This window comes from Amycolatopsis sp. FBCC-B4732, from assembly GCF_023008405.1.
Taxonomy (GTDB): domain Bacteria; phylum Actinomycetota; class Actinomycetes; order Mycobacteriales; family Pseudonocardiaceae; genus Amycolatopsis; species Amycolatopsis pretoriensis_A.
The window spans coordinates 2,089,471-2,107,170 of sequence record NZ_CP095376.1; the positions used below are offsets into that span (position 1 = coordinate 2,089,471).

At 72.1% G+C, this 17,700-nt stretch carries 14 protein-coding genes; 11 read left to right on the forward strand and 3 right to left on the reverse strand.

Features of this window, described 5'->3' with window-relative positions:
* Window positions 1-5: 5 nt before the first annotated feature.
* Together MUY14_RS08965 and MUY14_RS08970 are read right to left on the reverse strand one after the other, a co-directional pair.
* The gene (locus tag MUY14_RS08965) at window positions 6-419 is read right to left on the reverse strand and encodes a molybdopterin cofactor-binding domain-containing protein (protein WP_281506272.1); all 414 of its coding nucleotides are present in this window, start codon (window positions 417-419) and stop codon (window positions 6-8) included.
* A 43-nt stretch (window positions 420-462) separates the two neighbouring features.
* On the reverse strand, window positions 463-1,074 hold the full coding sequence (locus tag MUY14_RS08970; RefSeq protein WP_247022398.1) for a TetR family transcriptional regulator: 612 nt from the start codon (window positions 1,072-1,074) through the stop codon (window positions 463-465).
* 102 nt (window positions 1,075-1,176) lie between these two features.
* Between MUY14_RS08970 and MUY14_RS08975 the strand changes: the two genes are divergently transcribed.
* From MUY14_RS08975 to MUY14_RS08995, 5 genes are all read left to right on the forward strand, one after another.
* Window positions 1,177-1,467, forward strand: coding sequence for a muconolactone Delta-isomerase family protein (locus tag MUY14_RS08975; RefSeq protein WP_247022399.1), 291 nt, complete (start codon window positions 1,177-1,179; stop codon window positions 1,465-1,467).
* A 12-nt stretch (window positions 1,468-1,479) separates the two neighbouring features.
* Entirely contained in the window at window positions 1,480-1,995 is a 516-nt protein-coding gene (locus tag MUY14_RS08980) for a cupin domain-containing protein (protein WP_247022400.1), read from the forward strand.
* A 224-nt stretch (window positions 1,996-2,219) separates the two neighbouring features.
* Window positions 2,220-2,495 (forward strand): hypothetical protein, encoded by a 276-nt coding sequence (locus MUY14_RS08985; protein ID WP_247022401.1) that lies wholly within the window; start codon window positions 2,220-2,222, stop codon window positions 2,493-2,495.
* Window positions 2,496-2,601: 106 nt separating this feature from the next.
* The gene (locus MUY14_RS08990) at window positions 2,602-2,826 is read left to right on the forward strand and encodes a DUF6480 family protein (RefSeq protein ID WP_247022402.1); all 225 of its coding nucleotides are present in this window, start codon (window positions 2,602-2,604) and stop codon (window positions 2,824-2,826) included.
* Between the two features lie 150 nt (window positions 2,827-2,976).
* Window positions 2,977-3,279, forward strand: coding sequence for a hypothetical protein (locus MUY14_RS08995; RefSeq protein WP_247022403.1), 303 nt, complete (start codon window positions 2,977-2,979; stop codon window positions 3,277-3,279).
* 57 nt (window positions 3,280-3,336) lie between these two features.
* Here MUY14_RS08995 and guaB read toward each other — a convergent pair whose 3' ends face one another.
* On the reverse strand, window positions 3,337-4,848 hold the full coding sequence (gene guaB / locus MUY14_RS09000; RefSeq protein WP_247025089.1) for an IMP dehydrogenase: 1,512 nt from the start codon (window positions 4,846-4,848) through the stop codon (window positions 3,337-3,339).
* Window positions 4,849-5,152: 304 nt separating this feature from the next.
* On the opposite strand from guaB, the gene MUY14_RS09005 reads away from it, so the two are divergent.
* The 6 genes from MUY14_RS09005 to asnB all read left to right on the forward strand — a co-directional run bounded on the left by MUY14_RS09005 (window position 5,153) and on the right by asnB (window position 17,686).
* Window positions 5,153-6,100 carry a RimK family alpha-L-glutamate ligase gene (locus tag MUY14_RS09005; protein ID WP_247022404.1) on the forward strand — a complete coding sequence of 316 codons (948 nt, stop codon included), beginning with the start codon at window positions 5,153-5,155 and terminating at the stop codon, window positions 6,098-6,100.
* Between the two features lie 73 nt (window positions 6,101-6,173).
* A complete protein-coding gene (locus MUY14_RS09010; protein ID WP_247022405.1) occupies window positions 6,174-6,884 on the forward strand; it encodes a DUF6875 domain-containing protein in 711 nt (236 codons plus the stop codon).
* A complete protein-coding gene (locus MUY14_RS09015; RefSeq protein WP_247022406.1) occupies window positions 6,881-13,804 on the forward strand; it encodes a non-ribosomal peptide synthetase in 6,924 nt (2,307 codons plus the stop codon). Before MUY14_RS09010 ends, MUY14_RS09015 begins: the two co-directional genes overlap by 4 nt.
* Window positions 13,801-14,622 carry a hypothetical protein gene (locus tag MUY14_RS09020; protein ID WP_247022407.1) on the forward strand — a complete coding sequence of 274 codons (822 nt, stop codon included), beginning with the start codon at window positions 13,801-13,803 and terminating at the stop codon, window positions 14,620-14,622. The genes MUY14_RS09015 and MUY14_RS09020 overlap by 4 nt, the downstream gene beginning before the upstream one ends.
* Window positions 14,619-15,857 (forward strand): MFS transporter, encoded by a 1,239-nt coding sequence (locus MUY14_RS09025; protein WP_247022408.1) that lies wholly within the window; start codon window positions 14,619-14,621, stop codon window positions 15,855-15,857. Before MUY14_RS09020 ends, MUY14_RS09025 begins: the two co-directional genes overlap by 4 nt.
* Window positions 15,854-17,686 carry an asparagine synthase (glutamine-hydrolyzing) gene (gene asnB, locus MUY14_RS09030; RefSeq protein ID WP_247022409.1) on the forward strand — a complete coding sequence of 611 codons (1,833 nt, stop codon included), beginning with the start codon at window positions 15,854-15,856 and terminating at the stop codon, window positions 17,684-17,686. The genes MUY14_RS09025 and asnB overlap by 4 nt, the downstream gene beginning before the upstream one ends.
* Window positions 17,687-17,700 lie beyond the last annotated feature (14 nt).

Consider the following 17,700-nt stretch of genomic DNA (forward strand, 5'->3'; position numbering starts at 1 on the left):
GGCGGCTACCGCGCGAGGAACTCGAGGGTCTTGGCGACGAACCGGTCGTGGAGGCGCCGGGCCAGGTCGTGGGTGTTCTTCGTCGGCACCATCCGGTCGTGGTCGCCGTTGGCGACCAGCACGGGTGGTGGATGCCGTTTGAGCTGGTTTACTACGCGGGCAGCGAAATCGAACTCCCGTGCGCCGACGTCGTAGCATTCGCGCAGCCGGCGGGTGGAGAACGGCTGCCCGCTGACGGGACGGCCCGTTTCGCGAGCTGCCAGCGCGGCGAAGGTGCTGTGCGGCCAGGCCCGCAGGCCGCTGCCGATCGCGCCGCCGACGAAGGGCGAGATCACCCGGGCCGAGGTCTGCGGGATGCCGAACACGGCTGCGAGCTCTTGTTGCGTGCCACCGACTACCCACTGGGCCTTGTCCCACACCGTCCGGACGAACCGTGGCGGCTGACTTGACCGTCGCGGCGAGCTACTTCGCGGCCGGAGCGGCCGGCGCCCGGCGGCGTCCTCGTGGTGGCCGGGCCGCGGGCACGATGTCGGCGAGAAGGGACGTCACGGAGTCGGTGATGGTCGTCAGGTCGCTGTCGTCACTTTCCAGCCACTTGCGGTAGGCCGTACCGAAGATCTGGCTTCCCGTACTGGCTGCCAGCTCCGCGGTGTCGGGATCGACTCCGCGCTCGCCCAGTGCCCGGCGGAACCCCTCGGCCATCTGGTGCCGCTTGATCAGATCGCGTTCCAGCAACCCCGGGTTCGACGCGATCAGCCTGCTTCGCCGGCGCAGGAGGTCTCGTGAGCCGAGTTTTTCCCAGTCGTACCCGGCCAGGGTCCGGACCACGGTCCGAAGTGGCTGTTCGAGGTCGGGCGTCCGCAGGAGTTCCCGGACGAGCGCCGCGTTGAGCAGGTCCGCGTCGGCGAAGAGGATTTCTTCCTTGTCGGGGAAGTAGCGGAAGAACGTCCGGGTGGTGACGCGGGCGCGTTCCGCGATCTGGACCGCGGTGGTGGCCTCGAAGCCTTGTTCCTCGAACAGCTCCATGGCGGACTGCTTCATCCGCTCTTCGCTGCCTTCTTCCCACCGGGGCATGGCACCAGGATACCCGTGTCGATGACGCGGCGGGACATCAGTGCTACGGTGATGTCACGTCGAGACATCAGACCCGGCGAAGCATCCTCGAAAGGGAAAAACATGCCTCCGAACCCCGGCACGGCACAGACGTTCATGGTGGTCGGAACCCTCCGGGACGACACCGACCTCGCGGAATTCGCCGCGCTGAGAGAGGACGAGCACAAGCAGCTGGAAGTGTTGCGCTCGCAGGGAAAGGTCGGCGCCCACTACGTTTCCCCGGCGCGGCGGGCGACGTTCGTCGAGATCGTGGCCGCCGATCAGGAACAAGTGGCGGAGACCCTGGCCACCTTGCCCTTCGCCCGGTTCTTCGATGCCGACGTCTACCCGCTCGCACCCGCGGACGCCCGCTGAGAGGACGCGATCGTGAAGGAAGAGAAGAACGCCGTCTCCCCGCATGGCGTGCCGTTCGTGGCCGGGAGGGACACCGCGCCGGCGTACTGGGCGTTCGGCGTCCTCTGGGTCGTGCTGGCGGCCTCGGAACAGACCGGGGGAGCGTTCTCGGTGATGGAGCAGTGGATGCCGGCGGAGGGCGGGCCGCCGCCTCACGTGCACCCGATCGACGAGTGGTTCACCGTGCTCGAAGGCTCCATCGAATTCCGGGTCGGGGACCAGCCGCCGATGCGCGCGACGGCGGGTGACTCGGTGTGGATCCCGCGCGGAACGGTGCACGGTTTCACCACCCGGAGCGCCGCCCACGTGCTCAACGGCTACACGCCGGGCGGGTTCGAGCAGGTCATCATGGGGTTGGGCACTCCCGCGGAGCGGCGTGAACTGCCGCCGCCCGACCTCGCCTTCGATCCGCGCTCCGCGGCGCAGCTGATGGACAACTTCTGGTCGGCGAGCGCCGACACGGCCTGGGCCGCGAAGTGGACCCACTGAGCACGGCCACAGGTCCAGTCCCGCGGCGCCTCTCGATCGGGTGACTCCGACCGGTGGCCGGAGCGCATCGGTTTGTTGTCGATTCGACCGGGTATGCGTCCGGTCTGGTGCTCGAGACCGATGCGAAGGATGTGACCGATGCCCGCGTTGACCCGCGTCCTCGGAACGGCTACCGCCGCTTACAGCGTGACGATCATCGCCGCGCCGAAGGTGCTGGCCAAACCGTGCGGCCTGACCACACTCCCACCGGCGGGGTCAGCGCGGGCGTGCGGACGCTGATCGGCGGGATCGGGGCCCGGGACGCCGTCATCGGGCTCGCGATGATGTTCGCCCCGCCGGGTCGTCCGCTGCGCGTCGTCCTCGCCGCGCGCGTGGCCTCCGACGCCGCGGATGCGCTCATCTTCGGCGCCACCCTGCCCGACCGCTCCGCGCGCGGCAAGGTCGCGGCCTTCGCCGCCACGTGGGCGGCGTTGTGCGCCGCCTCCGCCTTCGTGGCCTGACCAGCCCCGCCGGCGAACGCATCCACGGCCGTTGGCCGCCCCCTCCCGGAGAACAGGTGATCACGATGTCGGCCCAGCCCTCGACGGACGTCCCGGCGGCGCGCTCATGACCGCGCCGGGACCCGAGCCCGACGAGGTGCCGGGCCTGGAACGGGGCGGTTCGGTCACCCCCGGCGACACCCCGCCCGACGCCGGGCAGACCTCCGGCCTGTCCCACCCGCAGCCGATGCCGTCGAAGACGGTTCCGGTGCTCGCGCTCGTCCTGATCGGGGTCATCGTGCTGGGGGTGGCCGCGTTCTTCCTGCTGCGCGCCTTCGACCTCTTCGGCTGACGACCGCTTCCCGGGACGAAGGCCGGTTCGCGTCGCGGGCCGCGCATCACTGTGCCGATCGGGTGATTGCCGGGGATCCGGGTCAACCGGCGGTCGCGGGTGGGCGTGTCGGCTTCGCCATGGGACAAATGCGAACCAGGGGAGCGGCGAATGAAAAAGGCAGCTGCGGTTTCGATGATTGCCGGCTTGGTGGTCTCGGGTGCGCTCGCGACAGCCGGTTCCGCTTCGGCGGAACCGTGGCCGTCCGGGTGCACCTGGGGAATTTCGGGGCTGTACACCACCTACGCGAAGTGCACCAAAGGTCCCGGCAGCTACCGCGCGGTCGCCAAGTGCACGAGCACCAGGTACGCCTACGGAAGCTGGCAACCGGCCGGCAGCTACCCGGGGCAGTCGACCGCCAACTGCGTCAACGTCCGTCCTATCTCGGCGAGCATCGGCCTGAGCCAGTCGTGAGCCATGCGGCGAGACCGATTCGGCCCCCGCGTTGTGCGGGGGGCCGAATCGGCCGGATCAGCGGCGGCCCGGTGAGTTGTAGTTGGGGGCGTCGGTCGTGATGGTGATGTCGTGCGGGTGGCTTTCGCGCAGACCGGCCGCGGTGATCCGGACCAGCTGGGCCTGCTGCAGGTCGGCGATCGTGCGGGCGCCGACGAAGCCCATGCCGGCGCGCAGCCCCCCGACGAGCTGGTACACGACGTCGGCTACCGGTCCACGGAACGACGTGCGTCCCTCGATGCCCTGCGGGACGAGGTTTTCCTCCGCCAGGACATCGCCCTGGAAGTAGCGGTCCTTCGAGAACGACTTGGTGCCGTTGCGGGACTGCATGGCTCCCAGGGAGCCCATGCCGCGGTAGGTCTTGTACTGCTCGCCGTCGATGTACACGAGTTCGCCGGGCGCTTCGCCGGTGCCGGCGAGGAGACTGCCGAGCATCACGGTGTCGGCTCCCGACGCGAGCGCTTTGGCGATGTCGCCGGAGTACTGGATCCCGCCGTCACCGATCACCGGCACGCCGGCGGCGGCGCAGGCGAGCGAAGCCTCGTAGATCGCGCTGATCTGCGGGACGCCGACTCCGGCGACCACCCGGGTGGTGCAGATCGAACCCGGGCCCACGCCCACCTTGACGGCATCGGCGCCCGCGTCGATCAGCGCTTGTGCTCCCGCGCGCGTGGCGACGTTCCCGCCGACGACGTCGACCCCGTCGGCGAAAAGGCGCTTCGCGGCGGCCACCGCGGTCAGGACGTCGCCCTGGTGACCGTGGGCCGTGTCGACCATGAGGACGTCGACGCCGGCGTCGACCAGCAGCTTCGCCCGGTTGAGGGCATCTTCGCCGACGCCGATCGCGGCCGCGACCAGCAGCCGCCCCGCCTTGTCCCGCGCGGCGTCCGGGAACTGCTCGTTCTTCGCGAAGTCCTTGACGGTGATCAGCCCGACGAGCCGGCCACCGTCTTCGACGATCGGCAGCTTTTCGACCTTGTTTTCGCGCAGGAGACGCAAAGCCTCTTCGGGAGTCACGCCGACCGGAGCCGTGATGAGGGGGGACTTCGTCATCACCTCGGCGACCGGGCGCTGCGGATCCATTTCGAACCGCATGTCGCGGTTGGTGATGATCCCCGCCAGCTTGCCGTCGTCGTCCACCACCGGCACACCGGAAATGCGGTACCGGGCGCAAAGCGCGTCGACTTCGGCGAGGGTCTGGGTCGGCCGGCAGGTGACCGGGTCGGTGACCATTCCCGCTTCGGAACGCTTCACGGTTTCGACCTGGCGTGCTTGGGCCTCGGCCGGCAGGTTGCGGTGCAGAACGCCGATGCCGCCCTGCCGGGCCATGGCGATCGCCATCTTGGCTTCGGTGACGGTGTCCATCGCCGCGGAGACGAGCGGCATCTTGAGGGTGACGTTCCGGGTTAGCCGCGTCGTGGTGTCGACCTGGCTGGGGATCACGTCGGATTCGGCGGGGAGCAGCAGCACGTCGTCGAAGGTGAGACCGAGGGAGTCGAACTTCGCCGGGAATACTTCTTCGCTGACCATGCGCTCGTGTACACCTTTCGCTTCCAACGTGGACCCCGTCCAGTGTAGGGCAGGGCCGATGACCTGGAACGACGTGCCGCACCGGGCGTCCCGTGCCCCCGGCTCCGCCCGTTCGGCCGACTCGGCCGGACGTTGTCGGTGATCGGGACGGGTGATCATGGTCACCTTGCCCCGCCGGTGCCCGCCTTGCTTCACTTCGGACCGGCGGCGGGAGGGCCGCTGTGGGTTCGTGCCGTCTCGGCGCGCATCAATTGTGGGGGGAATATTCGTGCTGCGCGGAAACGTGCGCCGGACGGTTTCGTTCGTGCACCATCCCGACGACTTCCCGGACGCGTGGCTGCGCGGCAAAGAACGGAAACTGCTCGACCTTTACCTGCCGGCCGCCGAAAAGTCCGGCTTGGGTTTCGAATTCGTCCCGGCGCGCGAACTCGTCCCGGCGGTCGGCCGCCGTCCGCACCTGTACCGCTCGGAACGCGATCTGCTCGAAGAGCGGGGCTGTTTCCTGCTCGAGCAGACCAGCGCCGACCCGCAGGCGGCCCAGTTCCTCGGAGCGATCTACGAGGTCGTCGCGGCCAGCGACAGCGTTCTGGTCAACCGCACCACCACGGACCTCGAGTTCCTGGAGCGCGACAAGCTGGCCATCGCCGACCGGGCGGGCGCGCTGGGCGTGCCGCACCTGCCGACGCTGGTCGTGCCGCCCGGCAGGCACGCGCAGCGGGTGCTGCGGCACCTGCCCCTGCTCGGTGACGGGCCGTGGCTGCTCAAGCCCCGCGAGATGTCGATGGGCCGCGCGGTGCTCAGGTTCTCGAGCGAGGAAGAACTGCGTTCGGGACTGGACCTGGTCGCCCAGAGCGGCAGCAGCTACGTGCTCCAGCCGTACCTGGTCAACGAAGGTGACCTCCGGGTGTACCTGATCGACGGCGTCGTCTCCGGTGCGCAGCTGCGCCGGCCGGCCGCGGGCGGCCTGCTGGCGAACACGAGCAGGGGCGGTCACGTGAGCACGTTCGACGTGCCTGCGGAGCTGGGTGACTGGTGCCGCCGGATCACCGACAGCCTGGGCGCCCGCTACCTCTGCGTCGACTGGCTGGTCACCGGCACGGGCTTCGTGCTGAACGAGTGGTGCACCACCCTGGGCGGCTTCAGCTTCCTCCCCTCGCCGCAGCGGGAAGAGCGCGCGGACGCCTTGTTCGCGTTCATCGCGCGGGAGATCGAGCGAGCCGAAAGCCCGCTGCGCCAGACCGTCACCGCTTGAGGCCGAGCGCGTGTTCCACACCGGGCCCCGCGGTCACGCCGCGCCCGGGCACCATCGAACGGGGGAGTCGAGGATGAACAGCGAGCTCGCGGAACTCGCGGCCACCGAACCGGATGCCGCGGCACTGGTGGGCGTGGCGGAAGCGGCGGCGCTGGCGGAGAGCCACCCGTGGTACGTCGACGGTCTGCGCTGGCTCGACGAATTCATCATGCGGCCCGACCGGCGATTGGGGCGGCGCGGGGCGGTCTGCCCGTTCGTGGCGCCCGCGCTGGCCCAGGACATCGTCTGCTTCACGACCCTCCGGTCGCCGGGGCGGACCGCGAGCGACGCCTACGAACGCTGCCTGGTCCTGGCCGACCTGTTCCTGGAGCGGTTCGCCGGAAAGCCGGAGTTCCGCTCGGCGGCGCTGCTGGCGTTCTTCCCGGACGTCGAGCCCGAGGCCGCGGCGGACTTCATCGACGGCGGCCACCGGCTGCTGCGGATGCCGTTCGTGCGGCTGGGCCTGATGATCGGCGAGTTCCACCCGCGCAGCACCGTCGCCAGCGTGCACAACCCCGAGTTCACGGTCGGCCGGTCACCCGTCCCGATCTTCGCCGTGCGCGCGCTTTCCGGGCACGACCTCATGTTCCTCGACCGTGACGACTACCCACCCGCCGTGCGCTACGAGTTCGTCCGGCAGTTCGACCGGTACCTGGGCGCCCAGCTCGGGCCGGCGGCGCGCGCCCGGCTGGACCGGCGGCTCGAAGACCTGCGCGAAGCCGCGCTGGAGGGCGGAAACCGATGACGCTCCAGGACTTCACGACACTGTCGGCTGCGGTTTCCGCGTCGATGGAGCGGTTCGCCGGCCGGGTCGCGGTCGAGCCCCACGACGGCGCGCCGATCACCTACGCGGAACTCCGGGACCTCGTCGACGGCGCGGCGTCGACGGTGCTGGGCGCCCTGCCCGAAGCAACCGCCGCGCAGCACCTCGTCGCCCTGGTCCTGGACCGGTCCGCGGACTACGTCGTCGCCCTGCTCGGCGCACTGCGGTCCGGCGGCGCCTACCTGCCGCTCGACCCCGCCCAGCCCGCCGGGTACCTCGGGCGGGTACTGCACGACGCGCGGCCCGCGGTCGTCGTCACCGACGCCGCCCACCGTGCACTGGTCGCGAGCGTCTTCGACGGACCCGTGGTGTGCCTGGACGACGAGGTGACAGCGGGGGGCACGCCGTTCCCGGCGGAGGGCCACGACCCGGCCTACGCCATCTACACGTCCGGCTCGACGGGCACACCGAACGCCGTGCTCGTCGGCAATTCCGCGATCCTGGCCTCCACCGGGGCCCGGCTGGAGGTCTACGGACCGGCGGAGCGCCTTCCCCTGATGCACTCGGTGGCGTTCGACGTCACGGTCGGGACCGTCTTCTGGGCGCTGCTCGGGGGCGGCACCCTCGTACTGCCCGGACGCGGGTTGAGCGATGTCGGTGCCACGGTCGCGATGCTGACCGACCGGCGCGTTTCGCACCTGCTGTACCCCTCCTCCCTCTACGGCGTGCTGCTGGAGTACCTCGCCGAGGCCCCGCCGGCCACGCTGCGCAGCGTCAGCGTCGGCGGCGAACGCTGGAGCGACGCGCTCGTCGAGCGGCACGCCGCGGTCCTGCCCGGAGCCGCCCTGCACAACGAATACGGACCTTCGGAGGCGACGGTCTGGTGCAGCCAGGCCAAGGTGTACGACCCCGCCACGGGCAAGACCGGCCCGCTCACCATCGGCAAGCCCATCACCGGGACGAACTTCGTGCTCGACGCGCCGGACGGCGGCCCAGTGCCCGCCGGGACCCCGGCCGAGCTGCTGGTCACCGGAGCCAACCTGGCCCTCGGCTACCTGGGCCGGCCGGAGCTGACCGCACGGCGCTTCGTCACGCTGGCTTCGGGGGAGCGGGCCTACCGCACCGGCGACCTCGTGCGGCGCACCACCGACGGCGACCACGTGTTCGACGGCCGGGTGGATCGCCAGGTCAAGGTCAACGGCCACCGGGTCGAACCCGGGCAGGTCGAGGACGCCTTGCTCGACGTGCCGGGGGTCACGAGCGCGCACGTGACGACCCGCCACCAGGGCGGCACCCCGGTGCTGGTGGCCTACGCGGCCGCTCGGAGCGCCCCCGCGCCGGCAGCGGAGTCGCTGCGCGCCGAACTGGCGCGACGGCTTCCCGCGTTCCTGGTGCCGTCGACCGTCGTCGTGCTGGCCGAGCTGCCCTTCACCGGCAACGGGAAGGTCGACGAGGCGCGGCTGCCCGAACCCGTCCGGCCCTCGGCGGTCGCCGACGAGCCACTGCCGCCGCTGGAGGCCTCGGTGCGCGACGCCGTCTCGGCCGTCCTGGGCCGCACCGGCCTCGCCCCGGACGCGCTCCTCACCACGCTCGGGGCGAATTCGCTGTCCTTCGTCCGCCTCTCGTTGACGTTGAAGCAGAGCCACGGCGTCGACGTGCCGATCAGCGACCTGTTCGGCAACCCGACGATCACCGGGATCGCCGGGCTCGTGCGGGCCGGCATCGCCACCGACCGTCCGCTCGCGCGAGTGGCGGAGCACGGCGACGTCACGCCGCTGAGCCCCCAGCAACAGCAGATCTGGTTCCTCCGCGAACTTTCGCCCGACGCTCGCGCCTACAACGCGCAGTTCTCCCTCCACCTCGAGGGCTCGGTCGACCTCCCCGCGCTCGAGCGGGCGCTCGCCGGGATCGTGGCGGACAACGAAATCCTGCGCACCGTCTTCACCGAGGTCGACGGTGAACCGGTGCAGCGCGTCGTGGCGCCGTGGCAGCCGCGGGTCGAGGTCACCGACCTGCGGGAGGCAGGCGATCCGGAGGCGCGGGCCGCGGCGGCGATGCACGCGGCCATGCGGGTCCCGTTCGACGTCGAAGCGCTGCCGCTCGTGCGCTGGCACCTCTACCGGCTCTCCGCGACCCGATCGATCCTGCTGCAGGTCGAGCACCACTTCGTCCACGACGGCTGGACCGGGGCCCTGTTCCTCGGCGAGATCCGTGACCGCTACGCGGCCGCGCTGGCCGGAGATCGCCACGACGCGGCGCCCGGACTGCGGTACCGGGACTTCTGCCACTGGTACCGGCAGTGGACGGGCACCCGTGACTACCGGACGCAGTTGCGGTACTGGCGTGCGCAGCTGACGGGCTGCCGCGAAGGCGTCACCTTCCCGGCGGACCACGCGCGCGGCGCCGTCCAGGCCTTCGACGGCGACTGCCTCCGCGCCGACGTTCCGGCGGCGCTCGTCGACCGGATCGACGAGCTGTGCGCCGCCGCCGGCGTGAGCCGCTTCGCGGTGTTCCTGACTTCCTTCGCCCTGCTCGCGGCCCGTCATTCCGGCGAGACCGACATGGTCGTCGGTTCGGCGTTCGCCAACCGGCGGCTGCCCGGCACCGAATCGGTGTTCGGCATGTTCGTCAACGCCCTGCCGCTCCGGCTCCGCGTGGCCGAGGACGTGGCCGTCCGCGAGCTGGCCGGTTCGGTGATGCGGGTGCTCCTGGGCGCCCAGGATCACCAGGAGCTGCCCCTCGTCGACGTCGTCAAGCACGTCGACCTGGCTCGTGATCCGCGGCGCAACCCGTTGTTCCAGCTGATGTTCGCCTTCCACGACAGCCCGATGCCGCGCTTCGAGCTGCCGTCGCTGCGGGGCGAGTTCCGCATCGAGCACAACGGCTCGGCGAAGAACGACGTCAACGTCGTGTGCGTCCCGCGCGCGGCCGCCGCGGGCTCGGGGCGCCGGCACGACGGCGTGTCCGTGTTGTGGGAGTACGACAAGACGCTGTTCCGGCCGGAGACGGCGCACCGGCTCCTCGGCGGGTTCCTGCACACCCTGACGGCGCTCGTGGAGGGCTGGGACGGGCCGGTCGCGGACGTCGACGTGCTCCCTCCCGCCGAGCTGACCGAGGTGCTGGCGCTCGGCACCGGCCCCGTCGTCGAGCCCGGCCACCGGACCCTGCCCGAAGGTGTGCTGGACCAGGTCGAGCGCAACCCCGGCGCGCCCGCCGTGGTGCAGGGCGACCGCACGGTGACCTACGCCGGGTTGCGCGAGCTCGCGGACCGCATCGGTCACGCGGTGGCCACGCTGGTTCCCGACCTCCGGGGCTCCGTGGTCGCGGTCACCGCGGCGAAGTCCCCCGAGCAGACCGCGGCCTGGCTGGCCGTCACGCGGGCCGGCGGCACCTACCTCTGCCTCGACCACACGGCCCCGGCGGCGCGGCTCCAGCTGATCACCCGGGACGCGAAGCCCGTGCTCGTGCTCGCGTCCGCCGAGAGCGCGGTGTTCGACGACCTCGGCGTGCCGGTGGTGCGGATCGACGACCTGCCCGCCGCCGCGCCCGCCCGGGTGCCGGCCGCGGCCGCCGAGCCGTCGTCACCCGCGTACCTCACCTACACCTCGGGGTCGACCGGCGAGCCGAAGGCCGTCGTGACCACCCACGCCAACGCGGTGACGGCTCTCACGGCACGGACCGCGCACTTCGGAGCCACCGCCCCGACGACGCTGGTGACGCTGCCGGCGGTGTTCGACGTCGCCGGCTCGATGACCTTCTGGACGCTCTGGCTCGGCGGCACCGTCGTCCTGCCCGAGGGCGACGACGCTCGTGACCCCGAAGCCGTCCGCGCACTGACCGACCGGCACCGGGTCACGCACGTCAACTTCGTGGCTTCGTTCTACGCCCAGCTCCTTCGCAGCACCCCGCCCGGTGGGTGGCGGCCCGGTCTGCGGGTGGTCGCCATCGGCGGCGAGCCCTGCACCACGGAACTGGTCGGTCTGCACGCGCGGCACCTTCCCGGGGCGTCGCTGCACAACGAGTACGGCCCCACCGAAGCCACCGTGTGGTGCTCGGCGAAGACGGTCTACCGCCCCGGGCAGCCGGCGAGCACGGACATCAGCGTCGGTACGCCGCTGGCCAACTACGCCATGGTCGTGCTCGACGGACGGGACCGCCCCGCCCCGGTCGGCGCACGGGGGCAGCTCCACATCGCCGGTCCGGGCGTCGCCGCCGGGTACCTCGGCCGCGACGCGCTGACCCGAGAGCGGTTCGCCGTCCCGGCGCGCGGGCCACTCGCCGGGTGGCGGCTGTACCGGACCGGGGACGAGGCACGGCTGCGTGCCGACGGGGAGTTCGATCTGGTCGGACGGCTGGACGACCAGGTGAAGGTCCGCGGCTACCGCATCGAACTCGACGAGGTGCGGCAGAACTGCGTCGCCCACGCCGACGTGGCCGACGCCTACGTCAGCGTCGACCGCACCGGCGGGACCGACCGCCTGGTCGCCCACGTCCTGCCGGAAAAGGACCGCGAAGTCACGCCGGCCGCGCTGCGGCGGTGGCTCGCGCAGCGGCTGCCCGGCTACATGGTGCCGAGTGCGATCGCGGTGCTGCCCGCCCTGCCGCTGACCGCCACCGGCAAAGTCGACCGCGCCGCGCTCCCGCCCGTCCGGGACGAGACGGACGCCGTCGATTCCGAGGCCGCCCGTCCGACCGGTCCGGCGGAAAGCGCGCTGGCGGACGTGTGGTGCGCGGTTCTCGGCCGCCGCAACGTCGGAGCCGAAGACGACTTCTTCGACCTCGGTGGTGATTCCCTGCTCGCCATCCGCATGGTGGCACGCGCCCAGGCGGCCGGCGTTCGCGTCACCGTCGCCGACCTCATGCGCGAACGCACCGTCCGGGCGCTCGCTGCCCTGGGGCCCGCCGACGTGGCGGTGGCCGTGCGACGGCCGGGCGGAACGGTCCTGCCGCCGACCGGGATCCAGTCCTGGTTCTTCGCGCAGGACTTCGCCGACCCGGACCACTTCAACCAGGCGCGGATCGTCCGGGTGGCGCCGGAGGTCACCGACACCGCCCTCACCACGGGGCTCGTCCGCCTGACGCACCACCACGACGCCTTCCGCACCACATTCACCCGGAGTGGCGACGGCCCGCGGGTGGTGCTCGCGGACGCACCCGCACCCGTCGAGCTGAGCTGGCACGACGTCGGCAACGCGGACGACCCCGCGCTCGCGGCCCACGCCGATCGCGTGCACGCGAGCCTGTCCATCGCCGACGGGCGGCTGTGGGCGTTCTCCGGGATCCGTGCCGCGGGCGGCGAGCGCTACCTGCTCCTGGTGCTGCACCACCTGATCGTGGACGCCGTTTCCTGGAACGTCCTGCTGGACGACCTCGGCCGCGCCGTCCACGGCGAACTGCCCGGAACCGCACACGGACTGCCCGCCGCACCGCCGCCGGAACCGGACGCCGCCGAGCTCGCGCACTGGCGTGCACTCCTCACCCGCGCGGCGGCGGACGCCGGCGACCGGTGGCCCTCGGCCACCTTCGCGGATGCGACGGTCGTGACCCGCGTGCTGTCCGCCGCCGCGACCCGGTTCCTCGTCGACGACGCGGAGGGCTTCGACCTCGGTGGCCCTGCCGCCCTGCTCCTCGCCGCCCTCGGCCGGGCGCTCGGGCGGACGTCGGACCTGTACGTCTTCCTCGAAGGCCACGGACGCAACGACGTCCCCCACGCCCACGAGATCGTCGGCTGGCTCACCGCGCTGTACCCGGTCCGGTTGCCCGCCCCGGCGGGGGACGGCCTCGCCGAAACGGCCCGGGCCTACCGGCGGCAGCTCGACGGCGTTCCCGGCGGTGGAGCGGGGTTCACCCGAGCTCGCTACCAGCACGGCTTGACCGGGCACCCCGCGGACGCGCTTCCGCAGATCACGGTGAACTACCTGGGCGAGCAACGCACCGGTGCCGAGGCCGGCCCGCTGGTCCCGGTGGCCCTGCCCACCGGCACGCCGATCGCCGGTGCGAACGTGTTGCCGACGCCGGTCGACGTGTCCGCTGCCGTCCGCGACGGCCGGCTGACGGTCCGGCTGGCCGCCGCGGATTCCGCGCTGACCCCGGCACGGGCGGCCGGCGTGCTCGACGACGTCATGGCGGCGCTGGACGACCTCGCCGGGGTCGTGCCGCTGTCCACGGACGGCTCGGGCCCGGCCCGGTTCTTCGTCCACCCGGTGGGTGGCTCGGTGCACTGGTTCCGGCCGCTCGCCGACCGGTTGCGGAGGACGGTGGCCCACGGGCTCACCCAGTTCCGGGGAGCCGGCCCGGCCGGCATCGGGGAACTCGCCGAGAACTACCTCGACCGGTTGGCAGTCCGGGGTGCGCGGTCGCCGCTGCGGCTGGCCGGCTGGTCGTTCGGCGCCGCGGTGGCGGCCGAGATGGCAGTGCGCGCGACGGCACGCGACGTCGTGGTCGGCGCGCTCACGCTGGTGGATCCGCCCCCGCTCGCGCCCGGCGAGCGCGCCGACCCGGCGGTGCCCGCCCACCTGCTCTCGGCCGTTCTGCCCGGGTGGAGCGCCGAGCGCGTGCGCGCCGAACTGGACCGGCGCCCGGCGGGCGGACCCCGCGCCCAAGCGCAGGATCTGTCAGCGGCGTACCTGTCCGGCGCGGACGACCCGGTACTGCTCGACCGCGTGACGACCTTGCTGCAGAACCAGGCGGCGCTCGAGGCCTGGATCCCCCGCGGCGGCCTCGGCCACGTGACCATCGTGCTCTCGGAGACGACGAGCGCGCGCTGGCGTGATCTCGCCGGGTGGCGCGGGCTGGCCGCGTCCGTGGACGTGCACACGGTGCCCGGAGACCACGTCTCGATGCTGCGCGACGCCGGTGCCGAGCGCATCGCGGCGCTACTCGACCAGGAGGAGCTCACGTGAGCCACCGGCCGGAAATCGTCCACATCCACGACGCCGAACACGCCGCCCAGGTGGTTCCGGGTGAGCTCGACGGCATCCCGCTTCGTGCGGTGCCGCTGCACGAGCTGGTGCCGGTCGCCGGATCGCGGCCACGCCTGCTGCTCGGTGACGAAGACCTGCTGACCACGCCGAAGGCCTTCTGGATCGACAGGTATTCGCCCGACCCCGCGTCGGCCCGCTTCCTCCAGGCGATCCACGAGACGGTCCGGTTGCACGGCAGCCTGCTCGCCAACGCGCAGCTCGACCGCGCCGACCAGCTCGAGGCCGACCGGCTGGCGATCGCCTGCCGCGCGGCGGCGCTCGGGATCCCGGTCGCGCCCACGACCGCGGTGCCGTTCGGGCGGTACGCGCACCACGCGCTGGAGCCCGCCACCCGCACGGGCGGCAGCTCGTGGGTGGTCCGCGGGCGAACGGACCCCACCGGCGCCGCGGCGCGGGCCGACGATCGCGGGCAGCTCACGATGTTGCTCGCCATGGCCGCCCGGACCGGCACCGGCCACGTCGTGCAGGAAAACGTCGAGCACAGCGACGTCCGCCGGGTGCATTTCCTCGCCGGCGAGCCGGTCGACACCGGCGACCTCCCGGCGGACTTGCGCGACCACTGCGCGCGGCTGGCCGGGAGCCTGCGTCCCGGCTACCTGTGCACGCAGTGGCTGGCCACGCCCGGCGGTGCCGTCCTCGACGGCTGGAGCACCAGCCTTTCCACCCTCGACGCACCCCACCTGCGCAGCCGGTTCGGCACGTGGATCCGCGCCGCGCTGGCCCAGGCGGCCGTGTGAGCCCCGCGCGCGGGAACGTCCCGCTGTACCTGGTGCTGGCCATGGTCTGCGCCGACATGCTCGCCGCGGGTTCCGCGCTCCCCGTGCTGCCCGAGGTGATCCGGACCCTGACCGGGGGCGACAGCGGTGCGGCCGCCATCCACCTCGCCTTGATGATCGCCGTGATGAACGCGCTGCAGTTCGTGGCCGCGCCGGCACTCGGGGCGCTGAGCGACCGCCTCGGCCGCAGGCCGATGGTGCTGCTGGTTCTCGGCTGCAGCATGCTGAACAACGCGCTGATCGCGTTCGTCCCGAGCCTGGGAGTCCTGTACCTGACCCAGGTCATCACCGGCCTCGCGGTCGCCAAGGTCGCCGTGATCAGCGCGTACATCGCGGACATCTCCGGCCCCGAACAGCGGATCCGCAACTTCGGGCTGCTCGGGCTCTGCATGAACGGCGGATTCGTGCTCGGGTCGGCGACCGGTGGGCTGCTCGGCGCCGTCAGCCTGCACCTGCCCTACCTGGTCGCGGCCGCGCTCCAGGCGGTCAACCTGATCTTCGCGCTGACCTCGCTGCCGGAGTCGCACCCGCCGGAAAAGCGCCGGCCGGTCCGGTTGCCGCAGCTCTACCCGTGGCGCGCGCTGGCCGTGCTGCGCTCGACCCCCGCCATGGGCCGGGTGTCCGCGCTCGTCCTCTGCTACTGCTTCGCCACCTTGACCTTCCAGAGCATGTGGGTGTTCTACTCCGGCAAGCGGTTCGGCTGGGGCCCGCTGCAGAACGGCGTCCTGCTCGCCGTTCTCAGCGCCTGCATGGGATTGGCGCAGAGCAAGCTGGTCCCGGTCATGGTCGCGCGGCTGGGGGAGCGGCGGGCGATGCTGGCCGGCCTGGCCAGCGCGGCGGTGGCTCTCGGCGGTCTGGCGTTCGTCGGGAGCCCGTGGATCGTCGTGCCGTTCGTCCTCTGCTACACGGTCGGCTGCGTCATCACTCCTGCCTCCCGCGCGGCGGCCGCACGAGAGGTGGCCGCGGAGGAACAAGGCCGGGTCCAGGGTGCGCTCGCCGGCCTCAACAGCCTGGACGCGCTCGTGGCGCCCCTGATCGGCAGTGCGCTGTTCGACTACTTCACGGGGCCGGAGGCGGTCGTCGCCTTCCCCGGGGCGCCGTTCTTGCTGTGTGGCGTGATCCTGCTGCTCGCGATGCGCATCGTCCGGCGGAAGCGGTGGCCCGCCGGAACGCGCGACGAGGTGGGCGTTCGATGACCTACTCCGGCTGCGGGATCTCTGGCGTCCGGCGGTTCGCCGACGCACGGGACCAGCGCGGGGACGCGGCGGCGGTGCGCCGGATGACCCGGGCGCTGGCCCACCGCGGGCCGAACGGGGAAGGCTTCGCGCAGAGCGAGGGCGTGACGCTCGGCCATCGGCGGCTCAGCGTGGTCGGGCTCGGCGAGCAAGGCGCGCAGCCGATGAGCCGCGACGGGCTCACCATCGTCTACAACGGTGAGCTCTACAACCACCGCGCTCTGCGCGCGGAGCTGAGCCGCTCGGTCTCGTTCAGCTCGGGCACCGACACCGAAGTCGTCCTGCAGGCGTGGCGCCGGTGGGGGCTCGCCGCCGTGGACCGGTTCGACGGGATGTTCGCGTTCGCGGTGTGGGACGAGCGGGAACGCGCGGTGTGGCTGGTCCGCGACCGCCTCGGCGTCAAGCCGCTGTACTACCACCACGACGACCGGCGGCTCGTGTTCGCTTCCGAGGTCGAAGCCCTGCTCGAGTCGGGTCTGGTGACCGCCGAACCCGACCTGGAGGTGTTCCGGCGCCAGCTGCTCTGTTCGTCCACTTTGGACTGGGAGGTCGACCGCACGCTCGTGGCCGGGGTCCGCTCGGTCGCCCCGGGCGCCGCCGCGCGGTTCGACGGCGACGGGACGGTGTCGTGGCACACCTACTGGCGGCTCCCCGGCACCCGGCCCGATGTCACCGACGAACGAGGCTCCGAGGTCGAGGAGTTCGGTCACCTGCTGCGCAGCAGCCTCGGCGGCATGCTGCAGGCGGACGTTCCGGTGAGCGCGTTCCTCAGCGGGGGTCTCGACTCCTCCGCGATCGCGGCGCTCGCCGCCGGATCCGGACCGGTGACCTGCGTGACCGTGGCGTTCGGGGACGCCGACGGGGCACCGCCGTCCCCGACGGGCAACGAAGACCTGCGCTACAGCGAGGAGCTCGTCCGCTCCCTGGGCGCGGGGCGGGTCCGGCACCACGTCGACGTCCACGGCGGCCGGCTGACGCTCGATCAGGTGGACGAAGCGTGCGACCTGGCTGTCCTGGGCGACGACCCGCGGCACCCGACGATCGCGGCGAACTACCGGTCCGTGCGCGACCTCGGGCTCCGCGTGGTCCTCAACGGGCAGGGCGCCGACGAGATCATGGCCGGGTACGTCGGCTTGCCCGGCTTCACCCGCAACGTCCACGACGTCGATGAGCCGGCGAACCCGAAGTTCCTCGCGATGCCCGCTTCGAGGAGGGCACCCGGGCTCTCGCCGGCAGTCCTGGGGCACGCCGAAGTGGTCGAGAAGGGCTTCCGGGACTTCTGCGCGGGCCTGCCGGGCCCTCCGCTGGAGCGGGCACACCGGTTGCTGGTCGCCACGCAGCTGCACCGCGTGCTCCGGTTCGAGGACTTCCTGAGCATGCGCAGCGGCGTCGAAGCGCGGGTGCCGTTCCTGGATCACCACCTGGTCGAATGGTGCTTCGCCCGGCCTCTCGAACGGCACGTCGACCGGGCTCGCCGCCGGGGCAAGGACGTCATGCGGCGAGCGCTCGCGGGTGTGCTGCCCCCGACCCTGCTGGAACGCCCCAAGCAGGTGTTCCCGTTCCCGGGCAAGGCAGCACTGCAAGCGGCACTGGCGGCGCTCGTCCTCGAACACCACCCGGTGCTGGCCGCGGACGACCTGGTCCGGGAACTGCTATCGGTGCCTCCGGCGGACGAGGTCGAGCACACACCCATCCCGCACCTGTGGCTGCTGCTGAGCACGTGGCGCTGGCACGAGAAGGTGCGGCGGATCCGGGCGCGCACCGGGCCGGTCCGCGGGCAGTTCACGTGAGGACGGCAGAGAAA